This is a genomic window from Rahnella sp. 2050 (assembly GCF_040544515.1).
GTDB classification, from domain to species: Bacteria; Pseudomonadota; Gammaproteobacteria; order Enterobacterales; family Enterobacteriaceae; genus Rahnella; species Rahnella aceris.
The window spans coordinates 798693-823888 of sequence record NZ_JBEPKE010000001.1 but is presented as its reverse complement, the minus strand read 5'-3'; the positions used below and the strand labels follow the sequence as shown (position 1 = coordinate 823888).

General features: G+C 51.6%; 27 protein-coding genes and 1 pseudogene. 12 read left to right on the top strand and 16 right to left on the bottom strand.

Annotation, left to right across the window (positions count from 1 at the left end; all coding sequences use genetic code 11):
* Positions 1-181 precede the first annotated feature (181 nt).
* Genes ABIC79_RS03695 through ABIC79_RS03685 form a run of 3 tightly spaced genes read left to right on the top strand, consistent with a single transcriptional unit; the run spans position 182 to position 2894 of the window.
* Positions 182-1378 (top strand): MFS transporter, encoded by a 1197-nt coding sequence (locus tag ABIC79_RS03695; RefSeq protein WP_013574952.1) that lies wholly within the window; start codon positions 182-184, stop codon positions 1376-1378.
* 10 nt (positions 1379-1388) lie between these two features.
* Positions 1389-2417, top strand: coding sequence for an alpha/beta hydrolase (locus ABIC79_RS03690; protein WP_013574953.1), 1029 nt, complete (start codon positions 1389-1391; stop codon positions 2415-2417).
* 48 nt (positions 2418-2465) lie between these two features.
* Complete coding sequence (locus ABIC79_RS03685; RefSeq protein WP_013574954.1) at positions 2466-2894, top strand: cyclophilin-like fold protein; 429 nt, start codon at positions 2466-2468, stop codon at positions 2892-2894.
* Positions 2895-3219: 325 nt separating this feature from the next.
* On the opposite strand, the gene ABIC79_RS03680 is transcribed toward ABIC79_RS03685, so the two are convergent.
* A complete protein-coding gene (locus ABIC79_RS03680; protein WP_119261457.1) occupies positions 3220-4116 on the bottom strand; it encodes a LysR family transcriptional regulator in 897 nt (298 codons plus the stop codon).
* A gap of 97 nt (positions 4117-4213) precedes the next feature.
* Here ABIC79_RS03680 and ABIC79_RS03675 point away from each other — a divergent pair, with 97 nt between their 5' ends.
* Positions 4214-5269, top strand: a complete 1056-nt coding sequence (locus ABIC79_RS03675; protein ID WP_013574956.1) for an SDR family oxidoreductase — start codon at positions 4214-4216, stop codon at positions 5267-5269.
* Positions 5270-5290: 21 nt separating this feature from the next.
* Here ABIC79_RS03675 and ABIC79_RS03670 read toward each other — a convergent pair whose 3' ends face one another.
* Positions 5291-5494 (bottom strand): hypothetical protein, encoded by a 204-nt coding sequence (locus ABIC79_RS03670; RefSeq protein ID WP_015689645.1) that lies wholly within the window; start codon positions 5492-5494, stop codon positions 5291-5293.
* A gap of 42 nt (positions 5495-5536) precedes the next feature.
* On the opposite strand from ABIC79_RS03670, the pseudogene ABIC79_RS03665 reads away from it, so the two are divergent.
* Positions 5537-5680, top strand: a pseudogene (locus tag ABIC79_RS03665) (TolC family protein); the annotation flags it as partial.
* Between the two features lie 98 nt (positions 5681-5778).
* Here ABIC79_RS03665 and ABIC79_RS03660 read toward each other — a convergent pair.
* Positions 5779-6261 (bottom strand): MarR family winged helix-turn-helix transcriptional regulator, encoded by a 483-nt coding sequence (locus tag ABIC79_RS03660; RefSeq protein WP_013574957.1) that lies wholly within the window; start codon positions 6259-6261, stop codon positions 5779-5781.
* 70 nt (positions 6262-6331) lie between these two features.
* Between ABIC79_RS03660 and ABIC79_RS03655 the strand changes: the two genes are divergently transcribed.
* Complete coding sequence (locus ABIC79_RS03655; RefSeq protein WP_013574958.1) at positions 6332-7267, top strand: quinone oxidoreductase family protein; 936 nt, start codon at positions 6332-6334, stop codon at positions 7265-7267.
* A 488-nt stretch (positions 7268-7755) separates the two neighbouring features.
* On the opposite strand, the gene ABIC79_RS03650 is transcribed toward ABIC79_RS03655, so the two are convergent.
* Positions 7756-8655 (bottom strand): LysR family transcriptional regulator, encoded by a 900-nt coding sequence (locus ABIC79_RS03650; RefSeq protein ID WP_013574959.1) that lies wholly within the window; start codon positions 8653-8655, stop codon positions 7756-7758.
* Positions 8656-8795: 140 nt separating this feature from the next.
* Here ABIC79_RS03650 and ABIC79_RS03645 point away from each other — a divergent pair, with 140 nt between their 5' ends.
* From ABIC79_RS03645 to ABIC79_RS03635, 3 genes are read left to right on the top strand one after another with little or no spacing between them, the layout of a single operon-like run.
* Positions 8796-9371 carry an NAD(P)H-dependent oxidoreductase gene (locus ABIC79_RS03645; RefSeq protein ID WP_112151778.1) on the top strand — a complete coding sequence of 192 codons (576 nt, stop codon included), beginning with the start codon at positions 8796-8798 and terminating at the stop codon, positions 9369-9371.
* A gap of 15 nt (positions 9372-9386) precedes the next feature.
* Entirely contained in the window at positions 9387-9665 is a 279-nt protein-coding gene (locus ABIC79_RS03640; RefSeq protein ID WP_013574961.1) for a YciI family protein, read from the top strand.
* Positions 9666-9709: 44 nt separating this feature from the next.
* Positions 9710-10768, top strand: coding sequence for an aldo/keto reductase (locus ABIC79_RS03635; RefSeq protein ID WP_354566576.1), 1059 nt, complete (start codon positions 9710-9712; stop codon positions 10766-10768).
* Between the two features lie 347 nt (positions 10769-11115).
* On the opposite strand, the gene ABIC79_RS03630 is transcribed toward ABIC79_RS03635, so the two are convergent.
* From ABIC79_RS03630 to ABIC79_RS03620, 3 genes are all read right to left on the bottom strand, one after another.
* Positions 11116-11739, bottom strand: coding sequence for a pyridoxamine 5'-phosphate oxidase family protein (locus tag ABIC79_RS03630; protein WP_013574963.1), 624 nt, complete (start codon positions 11737-11739; stop codon positions 11116-11118).
* Positions 11740-11967: 228 nt separating this feature from the next.
* Positions 11968-12507: a LysE family translocator gene (locus tag ABIC79_RS03625; RefSeq protein ID WP_013574965.1), complete on the bottom strand. Its 540-nt coding sequence runs from the start codon at positions 12505-12507 to the stop codon at positions 11968-11970.
* Positions 12508-12511: 4 nt separating this feature from the next.
* Positions 12512-12808, bottom strand: coding sequence for a chorismate mutase (locus ABIC79_RS03620; RefSeq protein ID WP_013574966.1), 297 nt, complete (start codon positions 12806-12808; stop codon positions 12512-12514).
* Between the two features lie 337 nt (positions 12809-13145).
* On the opposite strand from ABIC79_RS03620, the gene ABIC79_RS03615 reads away from it, so the two are divergent.
* Both ABIC79_RS03615 and ABIC79_RS03610 read left to right on the top strand, forming a co-directional pair.
* Complete coding sequence (locus tag ABIC79_RS03615) at positions 13146-13763, top strand: dTMP kinase (protein WP_013574967.1); 618 nt, start codon at positions 13146-13148, stop codon at positions 13761-13763.
* Between the two features lie 137 nt (positions 13764-13900).
* On the top strand, positions 13901-14383 hold the full coding sequence (locus ABIC79_RS03610; protein WP_013574968.1) for a glutathione peroxidase: 483 nt from the start codon (positions 13901-13903) through the stop codon (positions 14381-14383).
* On the opposite strand, the gene ABIC79_RS03605 is transcribed toward ABIC79_RS03610, so the two are convergent.
* From ABIC79_RS03605 to ABIC79_RS03585, 5 genes are all read right to left on the bottom strand, one after another.
* Positions 14380-15075 carry an ABC transporter ATP-binding protein gene (locus ABIC79_RS03605; protein ID WP_015689650.1) on the bottom strand — a complete coding sequence of 232 codons (696 nt, stop codon included), beginning with the start codon at positions 15073-15075 and terminating at the stop codon, positions 14380-14382. The genes ABIC79_RS03610 and ABIC79_RS03605 overlap by 4 nt on opposite strands.
* Before the next feature lie 10 nt (positions 15076-15085).
* Positions 15086-16774, bottom strand: coding sequence for an ABC transporter permease (locus tag ABIC79_RS03600; protein WP_013574970.1), 1689 nt, complete (start codon positions 16772-16774; stop codon positions 15086-15088).
* Entirely contained in the window at positions 16758-17795 is a 1038-nt protein-coding gene (locus ABIC79_RS03595) for an extracellular solute-binding protein (RefSeq protein ID WP_013574971.1), read from the bottom strand. Before ABIC79_RS03595 ends, ABIC79_RS03600 begins: the two co-directional genes overlap by 17 nt.
* A gap of 213 nt (positions 17796-18008) precedes the next feature.
* On the bottom strand, positions 18009-18923 hold the full coding sequence (locus ABIC79_RS03590) for a GGDEF domain-containing protein (protein ID WP_013574972.1): 915 nt from the start codon (positions 18921-18923) through the stop codon (positions 18009-18011).
* 338 nt (positions 18924-19261) lie between these two features.
* A complete protein-coding gene (locus ABIC79_RS03585) occupies positions 19262-19858 on the bottom strand; it encodes a helix-turn-helix domain-containing protein (RefSeq protein ID WP_241917194.1) in 597 nt (198 codons plus the stop codon).
* 43 nt (positions 19859-19901) lie between these two features.
* Between ABIC79_RS03585 and ABIC79_RS03580 the strand changes: the two genes are divergently transcribed.
* Positions 19902-20606 carry a B3/B4 domain-containing protein gene (locus tag ABIC79_RS03580; RefSeq protein WP_013574974.1) on the top strand — a complete coding sequence of 235 codons (705 nt, stop codon included), beginning with the start codon at positions 19902-19904 and terminating at the stop codon, positions 20604-20606.
* Between the two features lie 276 nt (positions 20607-20882).
* Here ABIC79_RS03580 and ABIC79_RS03575 read toward each other — a convergent pair whose 3' ends face one another.
* The 4 genes from ABIC79_RS03575 to ABIC79_RS03560 are packed head-to-tail and all read right to left on the bottom strand — an operon-like array spanning position 20883 to position 25195.
* The gene (locus tag ABIC79_RS03575) at positions 20883-21656 is read right to left on the bottom strand and encodes a FadR/GntR family transcriptional regulator (RefSeq protein WP_013574975.1); all 774 of its coding nucleotides are present in this window, start codon (positions 21654-21656) and stop codon (positions 20883-20885) included.
* A 16-nt stretch (positions 21657-21672) separates the two neighbouring features.
* Complete coding sequence (locus tag ABIC79_RS03570; RefSeq protein ID WP_013574976.1) at positions 21673-22458, bottom strand: ATP-binding cassette domain-containing protein; 786 nt, start codon at positions 22456-22458, stop codon at positions 21673-21675.
* Complete coding sequence (locus ABIC79_RS03565; RefSeq protein WP_121019459.1) at positions 22455-24251, bottom strand: dipeptide/oligopeptide/nickel ABC transporter permease/ATP-binding protein; 1797 nt, start codon at positions 24249-24251, stop codon at positions 22455-22457. Before ABIC79_RS03565 ends, ABIC79_RS03570 begins: the two co-directional genes overlap by 4 nt.
* Positions 24248-25195, bottom strand: a complete 948-nt coding sequence (locus ABIC79_RS03560; RefSeq protein WP_013574978.1) for an ABC transporter permease — start codon at positions 25193-25195, stop codon at positions 24248-24250. The genes ABIC79_RS03565 and ABIC79_RS03560 overlap by 4 nt, the downstream gene beginning before the upstream one ends.
* Between the last annotated feature and the right edge of the window lies 1 nt (position 25196).

Genomic DNA, 25196 nt, shown 5'->3' with positions numbered 1-25196 from the left:
TATCCATTAGCTAGTAATGATGCACACCGCGTGTAAAATTTTCAACAAGAGCTTATTCCGCGAGGGAAGATTAACGCTCTTATTTTTTCATCTTTATTTCACGTTTTATTTTTTACGTTATTTCTGCGAATAGCGTTCAGCGGGTGTGCAAATAACCCTGGATTATTGGGAATTACTATTTATGTCCGCATTGCCGAGTCATACAAAACGTCAAAAAGAGCACGCTTACTGGAGCGGGGTTTTCGCGATGACGTTATGCGTCTTTGCACTCATCGCTTCGGAATTTATGCCTGTGAGCTTGCTGACGCCGATATCAGCCGATTTAGGTGTCAGTGAGGGACGCGTGGGGCAGGGGATCGCGATTTCCGGTCTGTTTGCGGTACTGACCAGTCTCTCCATTTCTGCGCTGGCCGGAACACTCAACCGCAAGGTATTGCTGCTGAGCATGACGTTGCTGATGGCCGTTTCCGGTGCAATTATCGCGCTGGCACCTGGTTATCTGATTTACATGGTGGGCCGCGCATTAATTGGTATCGCGATCGGAGGATTCTGGTCACTTTCTGCCGCTACGGCTATTCGCCTGGTTCCGGCGCATCGGGTTCCCCGTGCACTGGCTATTTTTAACGGCGGTAACGCGCTGGCAACCGTTATAGCCGCTCCGCTGGGGAGTTATCTCGGGTCTGTCATCGGCTGGCGCGGGGCGTTCTTTTGTATCGTTCCGGTGGCGGTCATTGCCTTTATATGGCAGTGGTTCAGCCTGCCTGCAATGACCACGGAGAAAGCCGATAAGGGGACTGCCAATGTTTTTCGTCTTTTTGCTAACCCGCTTGTGGCCGCTGGCCTTACCGCCTGCGGATTGTTCTTTATGGGGCAGTTTTCCTTATTCACCTATTTGCGCCCGTTCCTCGAGACAGTCACGCAGGTAAATATCACCACGCTGTCGCTCATTTTGCTGACCATCGGTATGGCGGGCTTTATCGGCACCCTGGTGATTGGCACGTTTTTGAAGACCGCCTTTTATCCCACACTTATCACCATTCCCTTGCTGATGGCTGCAATCGCCGGGGCGCTGATTGCTTTTGGAAACAGTGTATGGGTCGTTGCGCCGTTGCTGGGGTTGTGGGGATTAATCGCCACGGCGGCCCCCACCGGATGGTGGACATGGATTGCCAGAACCCTGCCGGAAGATGCGGAGGCGGGCGGAGGTCTTATGGTCGCCATCGTGCAACTGTCAATCGCTATGGGCTCCACTCTCGGGGGTTTTGCCTTTGACCATAGTGGTTATCAAAGCACTTTTCTCATCAGTGTCATTTTACTCGTCATCGCGGCTGCCCTGGCTTTATTAACGTCACGTAAAGATATCCATCCAACCCACTGAGGATTCATCAATGAAAGTATTTACCCTGCTGTTAGGGCTGTTAATCAGCTCGTTTGCTGCGACAGGAGCCGATATGTCTAACGGAGCAGATAACTTTTACCAAAGCGATAAGGTCACCCGGCAAAAAGTGACCTTTAAAAACCAGTATCAAATGAAAGTCGTCGGTAATTTGTTTATACCGAAAGGGATGAAGCAAGACGTGCAGCATCCCGCTATTGTCATTGGTCATCCGATGGGGGCGGTGAAAGAACAAAGCTCAAATTTGTATGCCCAGAAACTGGCGGAACAAGGGTTCGTGACGCTGGCGATTGATCTTTCCTTCTGGGGGGAGAGTGACGGCAAACCCGGTCATCTGATTTCCCCTGAAATCTATGCGGATGACTTTAGTGCTGCAGTCGATTATCTCAGCACTCAGCCTTATGTTGATCCGCAGAGAATTGGTGCACTGGGTATCTGTGGTAGCGGCAGCTTCGTTATCAGTGCAGCCAAAATTGACCCGAGAATGAAGGCCATTGCCACCGTCAGCATGTATGACATGGGGTCTGTGTTCCGTAATGGTCTTAATCATTCCGTGACGCCTGAACAGCGCAAAGCGTTTATTAAGTCGGCTACAGAACAACGGCTGGTCGAGTTTAAAGGCGGCGATATTGCCTATATTCCCGGAACCGTGAACAAGCTCGATGATTCAACCTCTGCGGTTCAGCGGGAATTCTTCGATTTCTATCGCACATCACGGGGGGGTTATACGCCACAGGGCGAGAAAGAAGAGCTGACAACAAAACCGATGCTGAGCAGCATAGGGAAGTTTATGAACTTCTATCCGTTCAATGATATCGAAACGATTTCTCCGCGCCCGATGCTTTTCATCACCGGCGACCAGGCGCATTCGAAGGAATTCAGCGAAGATGCTTACAAACGTGCCGGACAGCCGAAAGAGTTGTATATCGTCCCGGGTGCTGGCCATGTCGATTTGTATGACCGTACCGATTTGATCCCTTTCGCCAAGCTGGCGTCATTCTTTAAAACTCACCTCAGTTAAACGCCAAAGCCACATCCTGCCGGGTGTGGCTGCTCTTCCGGAGGTCATGTGAAATATTTACTCACGAGCCTGCTTTGGGTGTGCGCTTTTGCAAGCCATGCCGACACCACACTGCGTAAGGATAACGTCATGAAGGCGAGAATGATCATTAATGGCCAACCATTTGAAGTCAGAATTCATGACAATCCGGCGGCTAAATCCTTTGTTAATATGTTACCTCTGCAACTCGAAATGACTGAGTTAAATGGTAACGAGAAATTTGCCGAACTGCCCCATCGCTTGCCTTCCAGCCCGGTGCGGCCGGGGACCCTTCATGCCGGTGATCTCATGTTGTACGGAACGCAAACATTGGTTTTATTCTATGCCTCATTTGACTCTTCATATCGCTACACCCCCATCGGGAACGTTGTAAATCCCGGGACACTCCCCGCGATGGGGGATACAGATAAAATAGAGGTAGAGTTCAGCAGACAGTAATACAACGATATTGATATCGCAGGAAGTTTCTGCATGCACGCTTTGCCGTCGTCTATTGAGAAACAGAGCGTAGCGGTGCCCCCGCGCGCAGTCCCGCCATCACCATGTCTATGAGCCAGGTTAAAGGGAACGCAAATTCCTTTGCCAGATCGCATAAGCCCCGGTCAATAAATGCGTCAATCAGCGCGTTACCCACAGTGAGGGTCTTCCACTCTCTGAATTGAAGCCGGCGTTTGTGGGGGGAGTTCATGTTGATGGGAGGGAAGGGGTTGGGCGTATTGACTGTCAACCGGAAGGCACGAGCCGTATTTTTATGAAAAAAGCATTATAGAATGCGTAAAGGCTCCGTCATCTCAGGCAGTAATTGTTCGATTACAGTGATAATGCTTCTGACCCTCTGCGGGATAAAGCGGGCGTCCGGGTAGACCGCATAGAGGAAGCGATCAGGTAACCGGTAGGCGGGTAAGACCGGAACCAGCGTACCGGCTTGCAAAGCCCTGGCCGCGAGCGGTAGCTGCATGCCACCGATACCCATGCCTGACTCTATCGCCTGTAACAGCGCTTCACTGGTATTAGCCCGGAACACGGTATTAACTTTGATGTCGATAGTTTCACTATCAGAAACTAACCGTAGTGGTGCCTCCGGCGCGATGCCGCTGAATCGCACATGTGGATGTGCCGCCAGCTCACTCACAGAATGAACCGGTTTAAAACCGGGGGCGGCAAAAAGCGCCGTTTCAATACGTGCCAGCACGCGCGCCGCATGCGTTTGCGGAGGCTCATGGGTCAAGCGCAGCGCGACATCCACCCCTTCAGTGACAAGATCGGCGATGCGGTCATCAAGTGAAAGCGTAAGGTGCAATCCTGAGTTCATTTTCTGAAGCGTCAGCAGATGGGGTAAAAAGAGCTGGCCCAGCCCGCTCGGCAATTGCACATGAACCCTGCCATGCCAGTGGTGATCGGCAGGGTTCAGACGCCTTTCTGCTTCCCGCATGGCCTCCAGCAAAAGCTGCATATCACGCCGGTAACTTTCTCCCTGCTCAGTAAGCGCCATCACACGCGTTGTACGATGCAGCAATACCACACCGAGCTCCTCCTCAAGTGCGGCAATCTGCTGACTGACCGCAGATTGCTTCATACCGCTCTGGCGGGCGGCTGCAGAAAAAGAGCCTGCTTGTGCTACGCGCAGAAAGGTGGCAATGGCATTGAGCTTATTATTCATTTAATGATTCTGCTTATAAGTGCCATCAGTTTCATGGGATATGTGTGAAAAAAATAATATATCACACTGTATCTGTCACCTTCTCTGGAGAAACACCATGAATAAGACGCAGCAACAAAAGGTCGCGCTGGTCGCCGGCGCCAGCGGTATTGTCGGCAGCCAGCTTGTCAAAACACTTCTGCAAAATGAGTGGGAGGTTATCGGGCTGAGCCGCAATGCATTATCTCACCCTGATAATATTCAGGTTGTAAACGTCGATTTACTGGATGCGCAAAACAGCGCGCAGGCACTGCAACCACTCAGCCGCATCACCCATATTTTTTACAGCGCCTGGGTGAACGCCGCGAACTGGACAGAAATGGTTGAACCGAACGTCACCATGTTGCGCAATCTGGTCAGTAACATTGAGAAAACGGCACCCCTCCAGATTGTAAGCCTGATGCAAGGATACAAAGTTTATGGCGCACATCTTGGACCGTTCAAAACCCCGGCGCGTGAAAGCGATCCCGCCATACCCGGCGCAGAATTTAACGCGGCTCAGCTCACATGGCTCAGCCATTTTCAGCGTGGGAAAACGTGGCACTGGAATGCAATCAGGCCGGGTGTGGTTGGCAGCGCGGTGCCCGGCAATGCCATGAATCTTGCAATGAGCATCGCACTGTATGCGTCGCTGTGTAAGGCTCAGGATTTACCTCTCCGCTTTCCCGGTTCAGAACAAACCTGGCATAGCATCGTTGATCATACTGACGCCGGGTTGCTGGCAGAGGCGACATTGTGGGCTGCAACCTCGCCTGCGGCAGAGAACCAGGCTTTCAACGTGAATAACGGTGACATCTGGCGCTGGAGCGAGCTCTGGCCGCATATCGCGCGCTGGTTTGAGCTGGAATACGCACCGCCGGTCCGGCTGTCATTTCATCAGTTGTTTAAGGACTACCGCACGACATGGCGTGAACTTGCCGGGCAGCGGTTGATGGAAACTGACATTTTACAGCTGAACGACGGGAGTTTTGCAGATTTTGTGTTTGGTTGGGATTACGACATGTTTGGTGATGGCAGCAAGCTGCGCCGGGCAGGCTTTACCCGTATGCAGGCCACCCACGAAATGTTTTTCAGCCTGTTCACGCAACTGAGAGCGGCACGCATTATCCCCTGACAAAGCACCGGGCAGCATATTTCAGATTAAGCTGCCTATTGCTCCTGCCAGAGGCTCTACGAATTCGTCATAATGACGATCAACAATTTCCGGAAGACGTACACCCTCAGTCAAAGACAAGCGCAGCATTTGCTGGATTTTTTTGTCCTTTGATATTTTCTCAAAGGCAAAGAGAAGCCGCTGACGCAGGCGTTCAGCGCAAGTGCCTTTGAATGAGTCAGACATGCTCAACACATCACGGTAGGGTTGGGAATGGTGATGAGCCATCGCTATGCTAACGGTGCGACGGACTACCTGAATGTGCTGGATGCGCAGCGGACATTATTCTCTGCGCAACAGTCTCTGATTCAGAGCAGACTTTCGCAGCAAAACAGTCTTATTACCCTTTACAAGGCCTTGGGAGGAGGGTAGGAGCGTGGAGCTGTAGACTAGCGGACCCTGCCATGTACGGCTGTTTACGTGCAGGCTAAGTTTATTGCGCACTTCGCCTGCATATTCATAAGTCCGGATCAAACGGACTTAATGGGTTCCAATGCATTAAAATCATGAACGAAGTTTTTCAATAATCTTTCGAATTCGACGCGGTCATTGTCCGGCCAGCTATTGAAGATGTCGTTATAAATGAGTGCTCGCGTGTGATCGATTTTATCGGTCATCATTTTTCCTTCAGGCGTAACGACCGCTTCGTTAATTCGCTTATCTTTAACATTTCTCTGTCGATGGGTTAGGCCCATTTGCCCGAGTTTAGTTACCTGACGGCTTACCGTCGTATAATCCCGCCCCACCCGATCAGCGAGTTCTCCTACACCTATAGGGCCAAAGCGGCCTATCAGGACCAGCAGTGGAAATAATGCACGGTCAATATTAATACCGGAGTTTTTTATCATTATTTCATCACGTTGCGGCCGATTGAAAGCACCGACGATAGCCAGCAACGTATCATGTAAATCATCAAAATAATCGGGTTTATGTGTATTTTGCACTCTTTTCATTGACGGCATCCGGGAGTGGGAATAATGTGTGCATTGTACACATATATTTCTTGAGCTAAAGGTGAACTTAATGAAAGCAGCACTTGTTAATGGCAAAGGCGAAACGCCGATTTACGGTGATTTCATGGACCCTCAGGGAGATGAGCAGCATATAGTGGTCAACGTTAAAGCCGCTGCAATCAGTCAACTGGCCAAGTCGCGGGCCGCGGGAACACACTACAGTTCAGCAATGGAATATCCGTTTATACCCGGAATTGATGGCGCAGGTTATCTGACTAACGGAGACCCGGTCTTTTTTTTCGCATTGAGCTCCCCTTTTGGCAGTATGGCTGAGATGACCCTGGTTACGCCTAAAAGTATTGTGCCGCTCCCGGCAACACTTGATCTCTCAATGGCAGCCGCCATTGGTAATCCCGGAATGTCATCCTGGACAGCATTAACGCGCAGGGCGCAGCTGCGAAAAGGGGAAACTGTTCTCATCAATGGCGCGACAGGCACCTCCGGCGGTCTGGCGGTGCGTATCGCTCGTCACCTGGGCGCGGGGAAAATCATCGCGACTGGGCGTAATACTGAAGTCCTGGCGAAACTCCGTACTCAGGGGGCTGATATCACGCTTACGCTGGATGAATTATCGCATGAACTCCCGGCACTCATGGAACAGGGTGTTGATGTCGTTTTGGATTATCTCTGGGGGGAGAGTGCGCTTGATATTATGAAGTCTGCCGCTGCCGGAGGTGCCAGACTGGTGCGTTTTGTGCAGATCGGCTCATTAAGTGGACAAGAAATATCATTACATAGCAAATTACTACGCTCATCAGGACTGACCCTGATGGGGAGCGGACTTGGCAGCGTATCTGATGCTGAACTGGTCGCTTCGGTTGGTGAACTATTACAAGCTGCTGCTTTGAGTGATTTCTCAGTCCCATTTCGTATTCGGCCATTAAGCGAAGTGAATGATGCCTGGAATGAAGATGACAGCCGTTGCCGTACTGTTTTCAATATCTGATGTTAAACAAATGCAGTCTGGTCCTTAGCGGGTTTCTCAGAAATGGCATGGAAAAATCATAAAGTTACCTAAATGCTAATGCATGGAATCTGTGGCTGTCTTCGGAAATTTCACACTCACTGATTGCATCAAAGCCATAAAGGCATAGTACCGGAGCATGAAAAGCAAGAAGCCCGCTGAGTTTCCTAAGCGGGCTTCTTAAATTTGGCTCCTTTGACTGGATCACTTTTGCCATGAGCTGGCTAATAAATAAACTAAATTTGAATTCTTATCCTGTCAAAACCACCAAAAGACTGAGGTAACATCGCACCTGTCATATTTATCAACGGCTTAACCGGTACTTTGAGGGATCCGAAATTTCACAGACCTCCGGGTGGTCGGCCAGTTATTGCTCCTGACCTTAACGGCTACGGCGCACGCAGCGATATACCTGTAGCGCTGTTTAGCGCTTCAAACGGATGTGGACCTTTAACAGGTTATGTCGTCAGCTATTTTTTGGTTTTCATCATTAAAAAATCAATCAGCGCTTTGACTCGTTTTGCCTTGCCGGTGTTTTTTAAGTAGTAGAGATAAACCGGTGGATAGGTCTTCCAGTAAGGCATCATCACCGGGATAAACTGCTCTTTATCGGGCTGCAATTCATACACCGGCTCAAACAATCTGCCAATTCCAAGACCGCTGCGTATGCCATCTGCCATGACATCAATATCATTGCTGATGAGCTGCCCTGGCATCTCAACGGTTAATTGCTGACCTTTATCTTCCAGCATCAGAGGGAGGAGGCGGTTATTGGTAATAAAGCGGTAGCCGATGAGTTGATGCTGATGCAAGTCCGCTGGCAGTTTGGGCGTACCGTGTTCCGCGAGATAGGCCGCAGAAGCATACAAACCTTCACGAAACGGTTTCATCAACGGGCGGGCCACAACACTCTCTTCAAGGATATCGCCAAAACGAATGCCCAAATCAAAACGTTCATCAACCATGTTTACTGTTCCGTCATAAACGGATATCTCAAGCTGTATTCCGGGGTAGCTCTGGCAAAACTCTGCCATAAAGGGCTTCAGGATAAGCAGGTAGGCAAAGCGTGACAGCGTAATTCTGACCAGCCCGGAGGGTTCCTGATTCAGGTCTTTGATGCTTTCCACCGCACTTTCCAGTGACGCCACAGCCCGCGATGTCTGTTGCAACAATTGTTCCCCGGCATCCGTCAGCTCAATGCGCCGGGTGGTGCGCACAAAAAGCGGGTGACCAATATGCTGCTCAAGCAGTTTTAGCGCTTTGCTGACCGAAGGTGGCGTTATCTCAAGTTTCCTGGCCGCAGCAGTGATGCTGCCTTCACGGGCGATGCTCTGGAAAATACGGATTTGGTTGTAAATGACATTGTTCATGGCGACATCCAGCAGAGGAAACAAAGTTAGATTATTAGCTATTGGCTAAGAGTGTATGAGCTATTACTGCTCTAAAAAACAGAATCAGGGTTGGTTATACTCACTTACAGTAAAACAAACCCCTGTTAAAGAAGCCAAAAATGCAAAATGTACTGATTATTTCAGGTCATCCGAATCTTAGTGAATCCATTGGTAACGCCACTATCCTGGATGAAGTCGCAAAAGCGTTGCCCGGGGCCAAAATTCGCTTTCTTGATGCTCTGTATCCTGACTACCGGATCGACGTGGCACGGGAGCAGCAAGCCTTACTCGAAGCTGATGTGATTGTCTGGCAGTTTCCTTTTTCATGGTATTCAGTGCCGGGGTTAATGAAGTTGTGGATTGATCAGGTATTAGTTCACGGCTTTGCCCATGGCTCAACCGCAAAACTGGGTGGCAAAAAGCTGATCATTTCCTTTACCGCCGGAGCACCAGAGGGCCTGTATTCCCCTGAAGGTTTGTTCGGTCACGACATTCAGCAATACATCACACCGTTTGAAACCACGGCACTGCTGTGCAATCTGGATTGGCAGGAGCCGGTTTACACCTTTGGGATGAGCTATGCAGGGCGTGATGAAGCTAAAGTCCTCGAACAGAAAGCACTGGCAAAAGTTCATGCCGCGCGTCTGATTACCGCGATTAAAGAAACTACCCCTGCTTTAAAAATGGCTGTGTAAAGGAGAAGAGGGAAAATGTATCTCATCAATATTACGGTGAATGGCGATATCACGGCTGTTCAGCATGAGGCGCTTTTCACACGCCATGTCAGTTGGTTTCAGCAGTATTTCAATGCAGGCAAGTTTGTTCTCATCGGTCCCTATTCCGATCGCGAAAGAGCAGGGGTGATTATTGCTCAGACTGAAAGCCGGGAAGAGCTGGACGCTATTCTGAGCGAAGACGCCTATCACCCCAATCTCGCTGAATATGAGATTCGTGAATTCATCCCGAAAATGGTGGGCAACTGGCAATAACAGACGTCGCAATTTTCATTAAATAACGTGGCAGGGAGATGATTATGCAGTATGTAAACCTGGGGCGCAGTGGCCTGAAAGTCTCACGACTGTGTCTGGGATGCATGAGTTACGGCGAACCGGAACGCCTTCCTCAGCCGTGGTCGCTTGATGAAAGTGCTTCGCGACCGTTGATTCGCCAGGCACTTGAGGCGGGAATTAATTTTTTTGATACGGCTAATATTTATTCAGGTGGAAGCTCAGAAGAAATTGTTGGTCGGGCGCTACGCGATATGGCGTACCGGGATGAAATTGTCGTCGCTACTAAGGCATTTTTCCCATGGCGTAACTCACCCAATACCGGTTTTCTCTCGCGAAAATCGCTGTTTCAGTCTATCGATGACAGCCTGACCCGGTTGGGTATGGATTATGTGGATCTGTATCAGATTCACCGTTTTGATCACGGCACACCTGTTGAAGAAACCATGGAAGCACTTCACGATTTGGTGAAAGCCGGGAAAGTTCGCTATATCGGTGCATCCTCAATGGAAGCCTGGCGTTTTGCAAAGATGCAGCATGTCGCTGAGCGTAACGGCTGGACGCGCTTTGTCTCTATGCAACCGCAATACAATTTACTGTACCGGGAAGAAGAGCGGGAAATGCTGCCGCTTTGTGGGGATCAGGGCGTGGGTGTTATTCCCTGGAGCCCGATGGCGCGCGGCAGGTTGACCCGCGACTGGAGTGAAACCACCACCCGAACGCAGAACGACGTCTTTGCGCTGAAAATGTATGAAAATGCCGCGCAGCAGGACCAGAAAGTGGTTGAGGCTGTGGCGCAGGTGGCCACCGGGCGGGGTGTTCCTCGTGCACATGTTGCACTTGCATGGTTGCTGTCAAAATCAGTGATTAACGCACCTATAATCGGTGCCACTAAAGCGGAGCACCTGTCCACCGCCGTGGAAGCACTTAAGCTGACATTATCGCCAGAAGAAATTGCAGCGCTGGAAGCACCGTATGTTCCTCATGTTGTTGATGGCATCGTACCGCCACTGCCTGAACAAGCGCCACGACTCTCACCCTTGCGAATCAACCAGGGAGCTGAGTGCGATGAAAATGGATTGTGAGGGTGGCGCGGTTAACGCGCCTTATCAGCAATAGTGGCGCAAAATTTAATGCAGCCGAAAAGAGAGGGTCATTGATGAAAGCCGGGATTTCTTTATCACTTTTGTTGGCTCTGAGCTGTTCTGCTGTTGCGCAGGGGCAAAAAGTCACTGCTCTGCCCGGCAAGCAGGGCTGAAAAAATTAATTCAATTCTGAAGTTCACAGGGTTCATCTATCAGATGAAAGATTGCCTGAGGGTTAAGGATTGTCAATCCAGGTTCGCATTCCCTGCGTTTCTCCGGGGTATCAGGGGATTGTTGGCTACTTCGGCATATCGATGCTGATGTTATTTAGTCGCCCAACATTACAATCAGTAAAGTGTGTTTTTCAATCGCTCCGGCAAGGCCTCGTCGTAAGCCAAACCATCAATTTCTGACTGTGAGATCATACTCAGGATACTTCCTGTGCTGGGCAGAGCCTGCCTGTCAATTTGTGCGGCAGGATCCCAGAGTTTTGAGCGAATGATCGCTCTGCTACACTGGAAAAAAACGCTTTCCACTGAAATGCGCAATACCGTTTTAGGGGATTGATTATTGATTGCGAATTTATCCAGCAAAGCCGGGTCTTTACGTATTTCAGCTGTGCCACTTATACGCAAAGTTTCGCCAATGCCGGGAATTAAAAAGAGAAGCGCAACCCGATTGTCATTTAATATATTGCGTAGACTATCAATGCGGTTATTACCCCGGCGGTCAGGCAAAAATAAAGTTTTAGCATCCTCGATGTAAATGAAGCCTGCAGGATCACCTCTTGGCGATACATCCAGACCATCAGGTCCCGATGTTGCAAGCGCCACAAATGTTGATGCCTCAATAAAGGGCCGGTAGGCAGGATGAATATGGTCTGTCACCTTTGTTAAAGAAGGCTTTGCTACCGCACCGTAAAGTTGCTCAAGCTCATTACTATCAGTAATGAGCATTTTTTCATCAGCCATCTCATTCACCTCCATTGATTTCAAAACACAATGCATGCTGATATTTATAGCAGATGCTTTTTTATTTGTTCATTTTTATGGCTAATAAGTATTTATTTTCCAGGAGTAGCGTCAGCTCTTCGCTCAGAGCCGACGTTTCCAACGTAGCGGGCCGGTTAGTGCCAAATTCGGACATCCAATAGCTCTTATAAGCACACTTTTTCCAGTGCTATCTAACATGAATGTTTATTATTGCACGGTCATCGCCAGTCGAATCCCAACTGCAGTAAAGGCCAGCGCTACACCCCAACGAATGCCGGTCATCACCCTGTGATTTCCTAATACACTATGACTAACAGCCGAAGCAAAAATGCCATACAGAGAAAACACAGCAAAAGTCATGGCCGCAAAAATTGCAGAAAGAATCAACATGCTCTGTGTGGGGTGTACATCCCTGGCGGCGATAAACTGCGGAAGAAATGCCAGGAAAAATAGCGAAAGCTTGGGATTAAGAAGATTGGCAACCACAGCCTGCTGTATCAAGGCGCGATGAGATAACGCCAACCCGGGGCAGTCAGCAGATAAAAGTGTCTTATCCCGTAGCGTTTGCCACGCCATAAACAGCAGGTAAGCCACACCGGTATACAGGGATTTTTGCCCGCCGCTGTCCATCAAACCAATGCCGAACTGGTCGTGAGTATGCCGCCCAAAAGAGATATCGCTGTTGGCGTTTACCGCCTCGATACCCGCTACAGTAAGGGGGAGAAGTTGAATGGTATGTTGGCGCATGATGTCAGCGTTTTTCCTGTCGCAGCTGGTCGTGTTGCTCGAGTTCATAATCGATAAACGCACCGATCATTGTCCGGTAGACCTTTTCGATAATCACTTCGGGAAGTCCTGCTTCAGTGGCCTGTTGACATACCTTGTCGATGACCTGTTGGACGCGGTCAGGCGCGCGAACGGCTGAGTGGTCAATTTTGAAAGCTGCTGCAGCTTTAACACATTCGCTGCGTTGCGCGATCATCTTAACCAGTTCGCGATCAATCTGATCGATTCGATTTCTAACATCTTCAATTGACAAAAAATTCATCTTCAATCCACCTGACTAGTACATGAGTGTGTCAGCTTACATAAAATTTCGATTAAATACAGTTTTGAACCTGAAAGGTTCTGGCTGAGAGGACGATATATAAAGTAAAACTTATCCAGAAGCTCGCTGCTATTGGCATGGTGATGAATTTGTGAGGCTTAACGTGGGATGTTTTCCGTTTGCTAAGCGGATCCCTTAAACTACACCGTGCAGGTCACAACCCGTGAGTCAGAACCCTTGCCGGAATGTTCATCAGTGTCTGTTCATCTGAAGGAAATAAGATGCTTTTGCCAGATTTGAGCTTTACAAAAACCCTGTATCAATCGTCATTTCAGGAATGAGTCGTCCGTTGTTTATTTCTCTGGATGGGCCCAAGGGGGTCGGCAAAACCACACTGTTGGAGGCCATGACGAAAGTACTCAGGGCTGACAACAAGAAGGTGGTCCGGCTTTGCGAGAAAAAAAGCGATCCTTACAGGAGGGAAACAATGGCCCTCGTGAACAGGCTCGCCAGAAATCCCGCCCGGGATTTGGAGCTGGAGGTTTGTGAGCGCTTTGCTGATAGCCGTGCATGGATTTCCCGGCATGTGCTGACTAAACAGCCACCGGACAGCATTATCTTGATGGATCGTTGGTACCCGTCGGAAGCTGCGTTTCGCCGGATGGTTCCATTTGCAGAGATTTTACAGCTTAACATTGAACGAAATGTGAGAATGCCAGACCTGCATGTCGGGGTGGTTACCGCGCCTGATATTTCATGGGCGAGGGCCGCAGCCCGACCGCGTGGGCTAAGTAGTACGGTGATTCATAAGCTGGAAGATCATGTCGCCTGTACCCAGGCGTTCGAGCGGGAAGTTGCAGATCACGGCTGGGTTTTATGCCGTAATGAAGGAATGATCGAAGACGCAACCATGCAGGTTATTTCTGAGATCTACAGAGTGCCCGGATGCCCATAGTCATCGGTTTTGCGGGCAGACTCATTGAACCGGTGCTGCGACTGACTCTATCTTACTCATCGCGACGCGAGGCCTTTAGCACGTCGGTTTGTTTTTCTTTTCGTTCGACTTTGCCAATTCCCTCTGAGGAGCCCGACATGATCACCTTTCATCAACTCACCGCCACCAGTCTGGATGGCCAGCTCATCTCTATGGCCGACTATGCGGGTAAGCTGGTTCTGGTGGTGAATACCGCCAGCCATTGTGGCTTCACGCCACAATACGCAGGCCTTGAAGCGCTCTACAAGAAGTACGCTGCACAGGGTCTGGTGGTGCTTGGTTTTCCCTGCAACCAGTTCGGTAAGCAGGAACCCGGCGGCGCCGACGAAATCGCGCAGACCTGTCACATCAACTATGGTGTGAGCTTCCCGATATTCGAAAAAGTGGAGGTCAACGGCGCTGCTACGCACCCGGTGTTTAGGTATCTGAAAAACGAATTGCCCGGTGTACTCGGTGGGCGGATCAAGTGGAACTTCACTAAGTTCCTGATCGGACGCGACGGCAAACCGCTCAAGCGTTTTGCACCGTTCACCACCCCGGAGAAAATGGAAACCGTAATACTTGCTGCACTTGAAATCTAAATGTTCGCGTAATTCGAATCGTCCACCTTTATTTTGTGATATTCACCCTGTTGCACATAACCAATATGATCTGCCATCAATTGCGCTTCTTGCTCACTGTGCGTCACCAGAAGTGCCGTTTGCCCGGCTTCACGCAGAATATCGCGCACCTCGCCGCCGAGTCGCTCGCGCGTTTTTTTATCCAGACTGGAAAAGGGCTCATCCAGCAATAGGATCTCTGGATTCGGTGCCAGCGCGCGAGCCAACGCAATGCGCTGTTGTTGCCCGCCGGAGAGTTCGTGGGGATAGCGGCTGGCATGGCTATGCAATTCCACCAGTCTTAACAGCGCCGTCACTCTGGCTTGTTGCTCCTCACGCGGTATCCTTCGCAGGCCAAACGCGACATTCTGTTGAGCTGTCAGGTGTGGGAATAACGCATATTCCTGAAAGACCATGCCGACATGACGTTTTTCTGGCGGCAGATGAAGACCTGGCCCGGCAACGCGATGCTGTGAAACATAGATCTCACCGCTTTGCAGCCGTTCAAACCCGGCAACGGCACGCAGCACCGTGGTTTTCCCGCAACCCGAGGCTCCCAATAAGCAAGCAAGCTCCCCCTCACGTACTGACATTGAAAATCCTTTCAATACCGGTTGCTGGCCGTTGTCATAAGCCACATGCACATCCTGAAGGCGTAACGCAATTTCTGACATGGTGGTTCCTTTAGCCGTGGCGAGTCATCTGATGACGCACCAGCAATATAACCGGCAGCGTGCCTGCGAGAACAATCATTAAGGCGGCAATGGCCCCTTCTTCATAGGTTCCACGAGCTGCTTCTGCATAGAGTAACGTTGCCAGCGTCTCGAAGTTTACCGGGCGTAAAAGCAAGGTTGTCGGCAGTTCTTTCATCGCGTCGGCAAAGACTAATAATGCGCTGCTAACCAGCGCTGGGCGCAGCAACGGGAAGTGAACCCGCACGAAAGTCCCCGCACCATTTTCCCCCAACAAACGCGACGCTTGTTCCAGCGAAAGAGGGATACGGCCAAGCCCGGAATCCAGTGCGCCGATGGCAATGGCCTGGAAGCGCATCGCGCAGCAGATAACCAGCAAGATACCGGCGGACATCAGCGGTAAGCCGCGAATATCCATTAAATCTGCCAACCATTTGTCTGCTGCCATTGCCGGAGTGAGAAAACCAATCGCCAGAATGGTGCCAGGCACCGCATAGCCTAAGGACGCAAGGCGCATTACGCCGCGACGAAAGCCCGACATCGTGTTATCTGCGGCACTGTGCCTCGCGCTCCAGGCCACCAGTAAACTGACGCAAACCACCACCAGAGTGGTGCCTGCCGCCAGCGACAGCGTATTTTGTAAGGCTGAAAGCAACGAAGGGGAGAGGGGATTTTCTTCACCTAAACGCTTTGCGCTTTCCCAGGCTAAAAATACAACCGGTGCGAGGAACCCCAGAATAACCGGTAACGCAATAACCGAGCTGAGCAGCCATCCACGCCAGCCGCGTACTCTGGTAGGTTGAATCTCTCGCAAGCTGCGGCTGCTAAGGCCTTGTTTTCTGCGACCATAAAATTCCAGCGTCAGAATGCAGAAAATAAACATCAGCATCATGCAGGCGATTTGCGCGGCACCGGCAAGATCGGAACGCGAAATCCAGGTGGTGTAGACGGTGACGGTTAACGTTTGTACGCCAAGAAATTCAGATGCGCCGATATCATTGAGCGTTTCCAGTAGTGCCAGGCTGATACCGACAGCCAGCGCCGGGCGAGCCATCGGCAGGGCAACACGAAAGAAAACACCGGCAGCGCTGCAACCCAGGGTACGAGCGGCTTCCAGCAAATGTGCAGGTTGGCTGATGAACATCGCACGGGTCGTCAGATAAACGTAAGGATACAGCACTAAGCCGAGCAGAATAATGGCGCCGGGCAGGGAGCGTAAATCCGGTAAACGGAACTGCCGCGGACTGTCGAAGCCCAGCAAAAAACGAATGAATGTTTGTAGCGGGCCAAGGGGATGCAGCAGGTCAAGCCAGGCAAAGGCCACAATATAAGTCGGCATGGCTAGCGGCAGCAGTAACGCCCAGCTAAGTATTTTGCGTCCGGGGAAATCCCATGCTGTGACCGCCCACGCGCTGCCGACGCCAGTCACCCCCACGATCACGGCGACACCTGCCAGCAAAAGCCCGGTATTTTTCAACACCGAAGGCAGCACAAAAGTAATGAGATTATCCCAGTGCGAGAAATCAGCCTGTGTCGCCTGCCAGATTAGCGCAACGATAGGTGTGAGTACGCCAAGCGCAATACCTAGCGCGGCAAGATGCAGCGGCGTTAATAATGACTGCGGCCCGGAAACCAGGCCGCGTAACGTCGGAAGACGAAGTGATTTATTGATCGAATCCAACTTTATCTACCAGCAGGCTCGCTTGTTTACGGTATTTCACCATCTCGGTTAACGGGATTTTATCGACATCGATTTCACCGATGGTGGCGGTGATCACCGGATCAAGCGCCACACCTTTCAGCACCGGGTATTCAAAGTTCGCTTTGGCGTATTGTTGCTGGGCGGGTGCGGAAACCAGATATTCCATCAGTTTTACGGCATCAGCTTTGTTCGGCGCATAACGAGCCACTGCAGCACCACTGATATTCACGTGCGTGCCGCCTTGTTCAAAGGTAGGTTTCACCACTTTAATGGCATCGCCCCACTTACGCGCATCGGTGCCTTCTTTGGCGTTTTTCATATGGCCGATATAGTAAGAGTTTGCGAGGCCAATATCGCAAATACCGCCGAGGATATCGCGAGCAACGTCACGATCGCCGCCAGTCGCTTTACGTGCCAGATTAGCCTTCACACCACGCAGCCACTCTTCGGTTTTCGCTTCACCGTGGTGGGCAATCATGGCGGCAATCAGTCCGGTATTGTAAGGATGCTGGCCGGAGCGAATACACACTTTGCCTTTGTATTCCGGGCTGGAAAGCTGTTCGTAATGCCAGTTATCCATCGCCAGCGATTTCTCGGCGTAAAGCACGCGAGCGCGCATCGAAAGCGCAAACCACTGATTATCTGCTCCTCGCAAGTTTGCCGGAATAGCCGTCTTAAGCGTTTGTGACTCCACAGGTTGTGTCACACCTGCTTCCACTAAATCAATGAGATTTCCTGCATCTACCGTCATTAGCAGGTCGGCAGGGGAGTTCTGGCCTTCCGCTTTAACACGTTCGAGCATGCCATCCTTGATGTAAACCGTATTGACTTTTATGCCGCTCGATTGTGTCCAGCTATCCAGCAATGGCTGGATCAGACCGGGTTCGCGAGTGGTATAAAGCGTCAAAGTATCTTGGGCGAAAGCCGGAAGGCTGACGGAGAAAACCAGAGCCGATGCAAGCGTGATACGGCGCAGTCCGGTGCGAGGCAAAGCATTCATCGTTGATATCCCAGAGTAATTGAAACTAATTGTGACCCGGGCAGGACAAGATCCCTGCGGCATGCGCACAATAAATGATAATCACTCACAGTTACAATCATTGCAAAGTGTAAATGATTCACATTTACACAACTTTAATCAACGCGATGATATGGCCGGACACGGAATCGGGAGGGCTTATGCAGGGGGATTGATACCCGATCGTTGTATCTCTTACTCCTCCACCCATTCGACACGATTTCTTCCAGAGTGCTTCGCCTGGTACAACGCGATATCTATACGTCGGAACAAGCTTTCCTGGCTTTCATTTTCTTTTTTTATCCCGGCACCGATGCTGACGGTGAAGCGAATTTCATCATTAATCACTAATTCTCTGACATGAACTAATATTTTTTCGGCCATTAATCGTGCTTCTTCAAATACTGACGTTTGCACGATGACGGCAAATTCTTCTCCGCCGACGCGGGCGGCGATGACGTTATTTTTAAAGAGTTCACTGAGCATCAGGCTAAAGGCTCTCAGGACATCATCGCCAATGTAGTGGCCGTATTTGTCATTTATATTTTTGAAGAAGTCAATATCGATTAAAAAGACGTAAACACTGACATTATCTAAGTCCATAAGGGCGTTTTTAAAATAACGACGATTTGGCAAACGTGTAAGCTCATCACGGAATGAATTAATACTCATATCCGAATATTTATTATTCACATAACGTACGATGAAATAGATGCCTGCCGAGACGCAGACCATACCTGCCAGCTTACTGAGATCCTCAAGATAATACCCGACCCACATCGGCTGGCGAATAATTTCATCCATCAGATCAAATGCTGCAGACACAATCCATATCATCAGCCCCGCGTTTATCCATCGGCGAAGACTGGTTTTCAATAATAATCGATTAAAGTTCCACAAGATAAAGTTAAGTATCAGCAATTGGATGCCATCAAATATCCAGCCAGAATTTTGTATCCAGGAACCCTCGTTCTGTTTTGTAGAAAATGCGACAAGATTAAACACCATAACAAAAATACACAGCATCACCGATAATGCCATTGGCATATACAGAATTTTACGTGATTTGTTTTTAGTAAAAAGTCCGCTTTCATACTTCAAAAATGGCATAGTTAGTCCCTGATACAGGTAGATACTAAAATCAGATTTCGGGAGTGTCAGACTCTGACCTTCTTATTGTCTGAGAAAGCGCCGCAACACGCACAAAACAGGCTGAGTGATGATGGGGGATCAATCGGGACTTCTTCTTTATCAGATGAGCCAGCAAACTGTCAAGATGACAGTTTAGGCGTGACATCGGGGCGTGAGCAGGCTGACCCTGCCCGAGACTGCTCACTCTCGCACGCTGTTTTTACAAGGTTATTTAGCGCACCTCGAACTTTCCTCACCGGGCTGACCGGTAGCCGAACTACTCAGAATCACACCCGGGGAAACAGCAGCCACTGTTTTCAGCGGCCTTTCTCATTTACCGTCATGGTAAACACGGTCACCTCCGTGCCACTGTTCATATAGGCATGCGGCGCGTCTGTTCTTGCAACCGCTGCACCCCCGGGGCTTATCACGTAAGTGGTGTCGCTGACGACGAGCGTCAGGGTCCCGCCGGACACATGAAGCAGTTCACTGGTGCCTTCCGGATGGCCGGGAGACTCAAAGGTTTCCCCGGGGTAAAGCACCCACTCCCACAGCTCGACCATGTCCGGCCCGCTCGTGCCCGCAAGCAGGCGCGCGCTGCCACCTTTTTCTCCTTTCCAGAGTACGGGAATGTCACCGGCATTGATGAGATGAACTGCGGGCTTGCCAGCTACGTTGACAAAATCGGCCACGGAGACGTTCATCGCAGACGCAAGGCGGCAGAGCAGGGCAATGCTGGGGTTGGCCCGGCATCCTTCTATCTCAACCAGCATTCCCTTACTGACGCCCGCACGGCGGGAAAGCTCATCGAGCGACATTTTTTTCTGGCTGCGGTAAAGCTTTATGCGCGCGGAAACGGCCTCGTTTATTTTGGCTGCATCGGCGTCGGTCGTTATATTGACTTTACTGGTCATCGGTCATTATTATGTAATAAATCAGTCATTACAGGATTATCCTATGCCAGCCGTGTCACCGTCAATCAGCCCTGAAATTTACCGCATCGCACCGGGTTTTCGTGCGCTCAGCATCTGCGTGAAAGCGGCCCCCGTGGCCGATGAGCGGGTGGGGGAAGTCGCGCTGCGGGAAGCCTGCGAGGCCGCTCAGGCCGGGCAGCCTGCCTGGGCTGAGGCCCACCTCAGCGCATGGGCGGAGGTATTCCGCGCCTTCGGTGCAAAACCTAAGCGTACGCCCTGTTCGGCAGAAGCCCTGAGAAAGCGCGTCATAAAGGATGGCACGATGGCCGCTCTCGATCCGGTGGTTGATCTGTATAACGCGGTCAGCATCCGGTATGCCATTCCGGTAGGTGGTGAAAACCTTGCGGCTTACGCCGGGATGCCGCAGCTGGTTGTTGCTGACGGAACCGAAATTTTTGACACTATGAAAGACGGTCAGCCGGGAAGCGAGTCACCGGAGGCGGGAGAAGTTGTCTGGCGCGATGACACCGGCGTGACCTGCCGCCGGTGGAACTGGCGACAAGGCGTCCGGACGCGGCTGAGCGTGGCAGACAGCAGCATGTGGTTCATCCTTGAGAGCCTGCCTGAAATGCCTGTGGATGCGCTGCATGCGGCCGGCAGAATGCTGACAGACGGCCTGGAAAAAATGATGCCCGGGGTGCGCTGTCAGACCGTTCTTATCAGCAACGTATTGTCTGACGCGGAATAACTTTTGCTCTCCTGGCGCGGCCAGCCACTGTCGACAAGGATATTTATTCCTTCGTCTGTCTGAATCAAATATCCCGGTACAGGTATATCACCCGGCTGCATAGTCCCCAGGTAAAGCATGTACAGGCGCATGACATTTTCTCTTATTTTCATCAGCATAATAAAAATAGATGAATATCTGGCTGCTCACAACACCAGCGACAGCCATACCTCTGTTCTGATCTAACTTCCGCTTAAGCGGGATACTTACACGCTGAAACAGGTTTCAGAAGACGCGTCACTCCGCCCGGTCGCTCAAAAAACGCTCCTCAAGCGTGGCTTCCAGCCCAAGCATGGCGTCTTCGGCATGCTGCATGTGTTCGGTCATGATCTGCTGAACGGTGGCGGCATCCTGACGGCGCATCGCGTCGATCAGGCGATATTGATAATCAATACCGACGCTGCGCGCCACCGGCTCGGGGCGCTGGTAAATATCTTTGCAGACGGCCAAATCTTTGAGCAGACGTTGCAGGAAATGGCAGATAAACGCCAGCAGCACGTTGTCAGAATAACTGGCCACCACGCCGTGAAAATCCAGTTCGGCCATGCGCTGTTCCCAGCGTTCAGCTTCGTCAGCGGGTTCATGATCGTAGACGGCAATCAGCTGATGCAGTTGCACGAAGCCTTTGGCGTCGATATTGCCGATGGCGCTGACCGCCACCAGAGGCTCCAGCGCTTTGCGCAAGGCGTAGATATTGCTGATGGAAAGCTGACGGGTAAACAGATAATTGGACAGCAAACTCATGGCGCGAGACTCGGTCATTGAATCAATAAACGCACCGCCACCGGGGCCGGTTTTGGTGCGGATCAGCCCCTGAACCTCTAAAGATTTCAGCGCTTCACGCACAGTGCCTTTGCCTGCGGCATAACGCGTTATCAGATCTTTCTCCTGCGGCAGACGGTCGCCGGGCAGCAGATTCTCGCTGATGATGCTCTCTTTGATGGCATCGACAATTTCATCAGTGCGCTTGCGGCGTACCGGTTCCGGTTGGTGTGTCATTTCAATACTCATAAATCCCTTCATTGATTTAAACCCTTGGCGCACTGGCCAGAAGACGTTGCGTGTAGGCGTGCTGCGGTGCGTTGAACAACCGATCATTATCCGCGCATTCTACTAAATCACCGTGATACATCACCGCCACGCGATCGGCAATGGACTCCACCACCGCTAAATCATGGCTGATAAACAGATACGACAGACCGAACTCACGTTTCAGGCGATCGAGTAATAACAAAACCTGTGCCTGTACCGATACATCTAAAGCACTGACCGGCTCGTCAAGCACCAGAATACGGGCCTCGGCCGCCAGTGCGCGGGCAATCGCTAACCGCTGAGCCTGACCGCCAGAAAACTCATGCGGATAACCACTGAGCGCGTCGGCAGGCATCTGCACTGCCTCCATCAATTCCAGCATTCGCGCTTTACGTCGCATGGTGGGGTAGGCGCATAAATAACGCAGCGGCACATCCAGCGTATCAGCGATGGTTTTTCGGGGGTTGAGCGAGGCCACAGGATCCTGAAAAACATACTGAATCATCTGGCCGAAGGCTTTGTCGCTGCGTTTAGCATGTGTCGACATCGCTTCGCCCATCAGTTTAATGGTGCCGGACGTCGGACGTTCCAGACCGACCAGCATTCGCGCCAGCGTACTTTTACCTGAACCACTTTCACCCACTACCGCCAGCGTTTCGCCTTCAGCCAGATGCAGAGATATCCCTTTTACCGCTTCAACCTGCAGTTTGCGGCCGGAGAACCAGCCTGAGGTACTGCCGAAGGTTTTCACCAGCCCGTTGACTTCAATCACGTTGCTCATATTGCCCCCGGCTGTGGTTTTGAGTTGGCATACAGTTCGCCGACCTGTTTGAGGAAATCGCGTCCCTGGCCGAGTTTCGGCACGCTGGCAATCAGCCTGCGGGTGTAATCATGCTGCGGGTCCCGCAGCACTGACCGGGTTTCACCGCTTTCAACAATTTCGCCGTTACGCATCACTGCCACCCGGTCGCAAATCTGGGCGATCACGCTAAAATCATGAGTGATGAATAGCAGCGTCAGGCCACGTTCACGACGCAGCTGTTGCAGCAGCTCGAGAATACGTGCCTGTACCGTGACATCCAGCGCGGTAGTGGGTTCATCGGCGATGATGATTTCCGGGTCATTGGCCAGTGCCACTGCGATGCCGACACGCTGACGCTGCCCGCCAGAAAGCTGATGGGGAAAGGCGTCGAAGCGCGCCGCAGCCTCATCAATTCCTACGCTGTGGAGCAGCGTCAGTGCTTTCTCTTTAGCCAGCCGGTTTGACAGCGGCTGATGGGCCTGAATGGCTTCAATGATTTGTGCGCCAATGCTGAACTGAGGGTGCAGGGTGGTCAGCGGATCCTGGAAAATATAGGCCACCCGCGCGCCGCGGCACTGTTGCAGTTGGCTTTGCGTTCGCGACAGCATCTCTTCGCCGCCGACGTAAATCGCGCCAGCGGTGATTTCTCCCGGTGGGGAAGATACCAGCCCCATCACGGACAGCGCAGTGACGCTTTTTCCAGATCCGCTCTCCCCAATCAGCCCCAGACATTCTCCTTTGGCAACGTAAAAACTTACGCCTTTGACCGCTGCGACGGATTGTTTTCCCGAGCGGAAATTCACTTGTAAATCCACCACTTCCAGCAGCGCATTCTTGCCCTGTATGGCAGAGGGAACGCTGGCACGATTGACCGTAGTGACGGCTTTCCCGCGCAATAGAATGCCGGACTTCAGGCGTGGATCGAGCAGGTCGCGCACGCCGTCACCCAGCAGATTAAAACTCATGACAAGAATGAAAATCGTCAATCCAGGTACGATGGAAACGTGCGGTGCGCTGAACATCTGTGCGCGTCCCTGACCCAGCATCGAGCCTAAATCAGCGTTGGGTGGCTGGGTTCCCAGTCCGAGGAACGACAACCCGGCGGTCTCTAAAATCATCCAGCCGACGGTGGTTGACATGGTGACCACCACAACCGGCATCATGTTGGGTAGCACTTCGGTCAGCAAAATTTGCAAATGATTTTTGCCCGACAGCCGCGCCGCCTGAATAAAATCGCGCTGACGCAGGCCAACGGTCAGACCGCGAATATTACGGGCGAAGAAAGGAATATTCACCACCGAGATGGCGTAAAGCGCATTGAGCAGTCCGGGACCCAGCACCGTGACGATCACCAGCGCCAACAGTATATAAGGGAAGGCCATCAGCATATCGATCAGGCGCATCAACAGGCTGTCGGTTTTACCTCCGGCATACCCGGCGACCAGACCAATCAGTGTACCGAACAGTGCGGCCAGCAGCGTGGCGCAAACTCCCATTGCCAGTGACACGCGGGTTCCCCACAGCAGGCGGGAGAGCATGTCCCGGCCCAGCGGGTCTGTGCCGAGCCAGTGGCCGGGCGAAAACGGTCGCAGCAGACGGTTGAGCAGATCGGTGGCGTCAGGGTCTGGTAACGGCAGCAACGGCGCGGCGAGGGCGGCACCTGCCACCAGCACCAGCATGATCAGGCCGAGCGTGGCCAGCCGGTTGGCCAACAGCAGCGCCCACAACGGCTGGCGATGACGAGGCGTGACAGTGGTGATGTTCTGGCTCATGATTTTAACCTCGGGTCGAGAAGCGCCTGTAAAATGTCAGCACACAGGTTGATCAGTACATAGGCCGCAGCGGCAACCAGCACGCCACCCTGTACCAGAAGCAAGTCGCGGGTGGCGACGGCTTTCACCATCATTGCGCCAAGCCCCGGCCACTGAAATACCGTCTCTATATAGACCGCGCCGCCGAGCACAAAACCGGCCTGAATACCGATCACCGGAATGACTGACACCAGCGCCATACGAAAGGCGTGCTTATAGATCACTTTGCGCTCGGACAGGCCTTTGGCGCGGGCGGTACGAATGAAGTCCTGACGTAACACTTCGAGCATCGCGGTGCGGGTCAGGCGAGCGATAACGCCGGTGGCAACAATCGCCAGCGTAATAGCGGGTAAGGTCAGATGATGCAGCAAGTCGAGCCAGCCGCCACCGGCCCAAATGGCATACATACCAGAAGCAGGGAACCATTGTAGCTCTACGGCGAACAGCATGATCAGCAGCAGACCAATCCAAAACGAAGGCATGGAAATTCCCAACAGCACCAGCAACGTAATGATGTGGTCGCCCAGGCCAAACTGGCGGACGGCGGAGAGTATTCCGGCCAGCAGCCCCAGCACGGTGCTTAACAGCAGTGCGCAGCCTCCGAGCAACAGCGTGGCGCCAAAACGCTCCATCACTTCATCAATGACCGGGCGATTAAGCACGTAAGAACGGCCAAAATCGCCGTGCAAAATATTGCCCGCCCAGATCAGATATTGTTGATAGAGCGGTTTATTCAGCCCGAGTTCCTGATTGATCCGTGCGACGTTTTCCGGCGTGGCCCAGGCACCGAGCAACGCCTGAGCCGGATCCCCCGGGATCATTGCCATAATCAAAAAAACAATCAGCGACAACCCGATAAACACCGGAATGGTCGAGAGCAGCCTTTTAAGCACGTAACTCCCCATA

Bases quoted from the DNA above. Each gene is read 5' to 3' on its own strand.
- ABIC79_RS03635 (WP_354566576.1), top strand. From the start codon at position 9,710: ATGCAGTATGTAAACCTGGGGCGCAGTGGCCTGAAAGTCTCACGACTG.
- ABIC79_RS03630 (WP_013574963.1), bottom strand. From the start codon at position 11,739: ATGGCTGATGAAAAAATGCTCATTACTGATAGTAATGAGCTTGAGCAA.
- ABIC79_RS03650 (WP_013574959.1), bottom strand. From the start codon at position 8,655: ATGAACAATGTCATTTACAACCAAATCCGTATTTTCCAGAGCATCGCC.
- ABIC79_RS03580 (WP_013574974.1), top strand. From the start codon at position 19,902: ATGCCAGCCGTGTCACCGTCAATCAGCCCTGAAATTTACCGCATCGCA.
- ABIC79_RS03645 (WP_112151778.1), top strand. From the start codon at position 8,796: ATGCAAAATGTACTGATTATTTCAGGTCATCCGAATCTTAGTGAATCC.
- ABIC79_RS03690 (WP_013574953.1), top strand. From the start codon at position 1,389: ATGAAAGTATTTACCCTGCTGTTAGGGCTGTTAATCAGCTCGTTTGCT.
- ABIC79_RS03680 (WP_119261457.1), bottom strand. From the start codon at position 4,116: ATGAATAATAAGCTCAATGCCATTGCCACCTTTCTGCGCGTAGCACAA.
- ABIC79_RS03675 (WP_013574956.1), top strand. From the start codon at position 4,214: ATGAATAAGACGCAGCAACAAAAGGTCGCGCTGGTCGCCGGCGCCAGC.
- ABIC79_RS03625 (WP_013574965.1), bottom strand. From the start codon at position 12,507: ATGCGCCAACATACCATTCAACTTCTCCCCCTTACTGTAGCGGGTATC.
- ABIC79_RS03575 (WP_013574975.1), bottom strand. From the start codon at position 21,656: ATGAGTATTGAAATGACACACCAACCGGAACCGGTACGCCGCAAGCGC.
- ABIC79_RS03570 (WP_013574976.1), bottom strand. From the start codon at position 22,458: ATGAGCAACGTGATTGAAGTCAACGGGCTGGTGAAAACCTTCGGCAGT.
- ABIC79_RS03660 (WP_013574957.1), bottom strand. From the start codon at position 6,261: ATGAAAAGAGTGCAAAATACACATAAACCCGATTATTTTGATGATTTA.
- ABIC79_RS03610 (WP_013574968.1), top strand. From the start codon at position 13,901: ATGATCACCTTTCATCAACTCACCGCCACCAGTCTGGATGGCCAGCTC.
- ABIC79_RS03565 (WP_121019459.1), bottom strand. From the start codon at position 24,251: ATGAGCCAGAACATCACCACTGTCACGCCTCGTCATCGCCAGCCGTTG.
- ABIC79_RS03605 (WP_015689650.1), bottom strand. From the start codon at position 15,075: ATGTCAGAAATTGCGTTACGCCTTCAGGATGTGCATGTGGCTTATGAC.
- ABIC79_RS03655 (WP_013574958.1), top strand. From the start codon at position 6,332: ATGAAAGCAGCACTTGTTAATGGCAAAGGCGAAACGCCGATTTACGGT.
- ABIC79_RS03640 (WP_013574961.1), top strand. From the start codon at position 9,387: ATGTATCTCATCAATATTACGGTGAATGGCGATATCACGGCTGTTCAG.
- ABIC79_RS03695 (WP_013574952.1), top strand. From the start codon at position 182: ATGTCCGCATTGCCGAGTCATACAAAACGTCAAAAAGAGCACGCTTAC.
- ABIC79_RS03560 (WP_013574978.1), bottom strand. From the start codon at position 25,195: ATGGGGAGTTACGTGCTTAAAAGGCTGCTCTCGACCATTCCGGTGTTT.
- ABIC79_RS03620 (WP_013574966.1), bottom strand. From the start codon at position 12,808: ATGAATTTTTTGTCAATTGAAGATGTTAGAAATCGAATCGATCAGATT.
- ABIC79_RS03615 (WP_013574967.1), top strand. From the start codon at position 13,146: ATGAGTCGTCCGTTGTTTATTTCTCTGGATGGGCCCAAGGGGGTCGGC.
- ABIC79_RS03595 (WP_013574971.1), bottom strand. From the start codon at position 17,795: ATGAATGCTTTGCCTCGCACCGGACTGCGCCGTATCACGCTTGCATCG.
- ABIC79_RS03670 (WP_015689645.1), bottom strand. From the start codon at position 5,494: ATGTCTGACTCATTCAAAGGCACTTGCGCTGAACGCCTGCGTCAGCGG.
- ABIC79_RS03590 (WP_013574972.1), bottom strand. From the start codon at position 18,923: ATGCCATTTTTGAAGTATGAAAGCGGACTTTTTACTAAAAACAAATCA.
- ABIC79_RS03585 (WP_241917194.1), bottom strand. From the start codon at position 19,858: ATGACCAGTAAAGTCAATATAACGACCGACGCCGATGCAGCCAAAATA.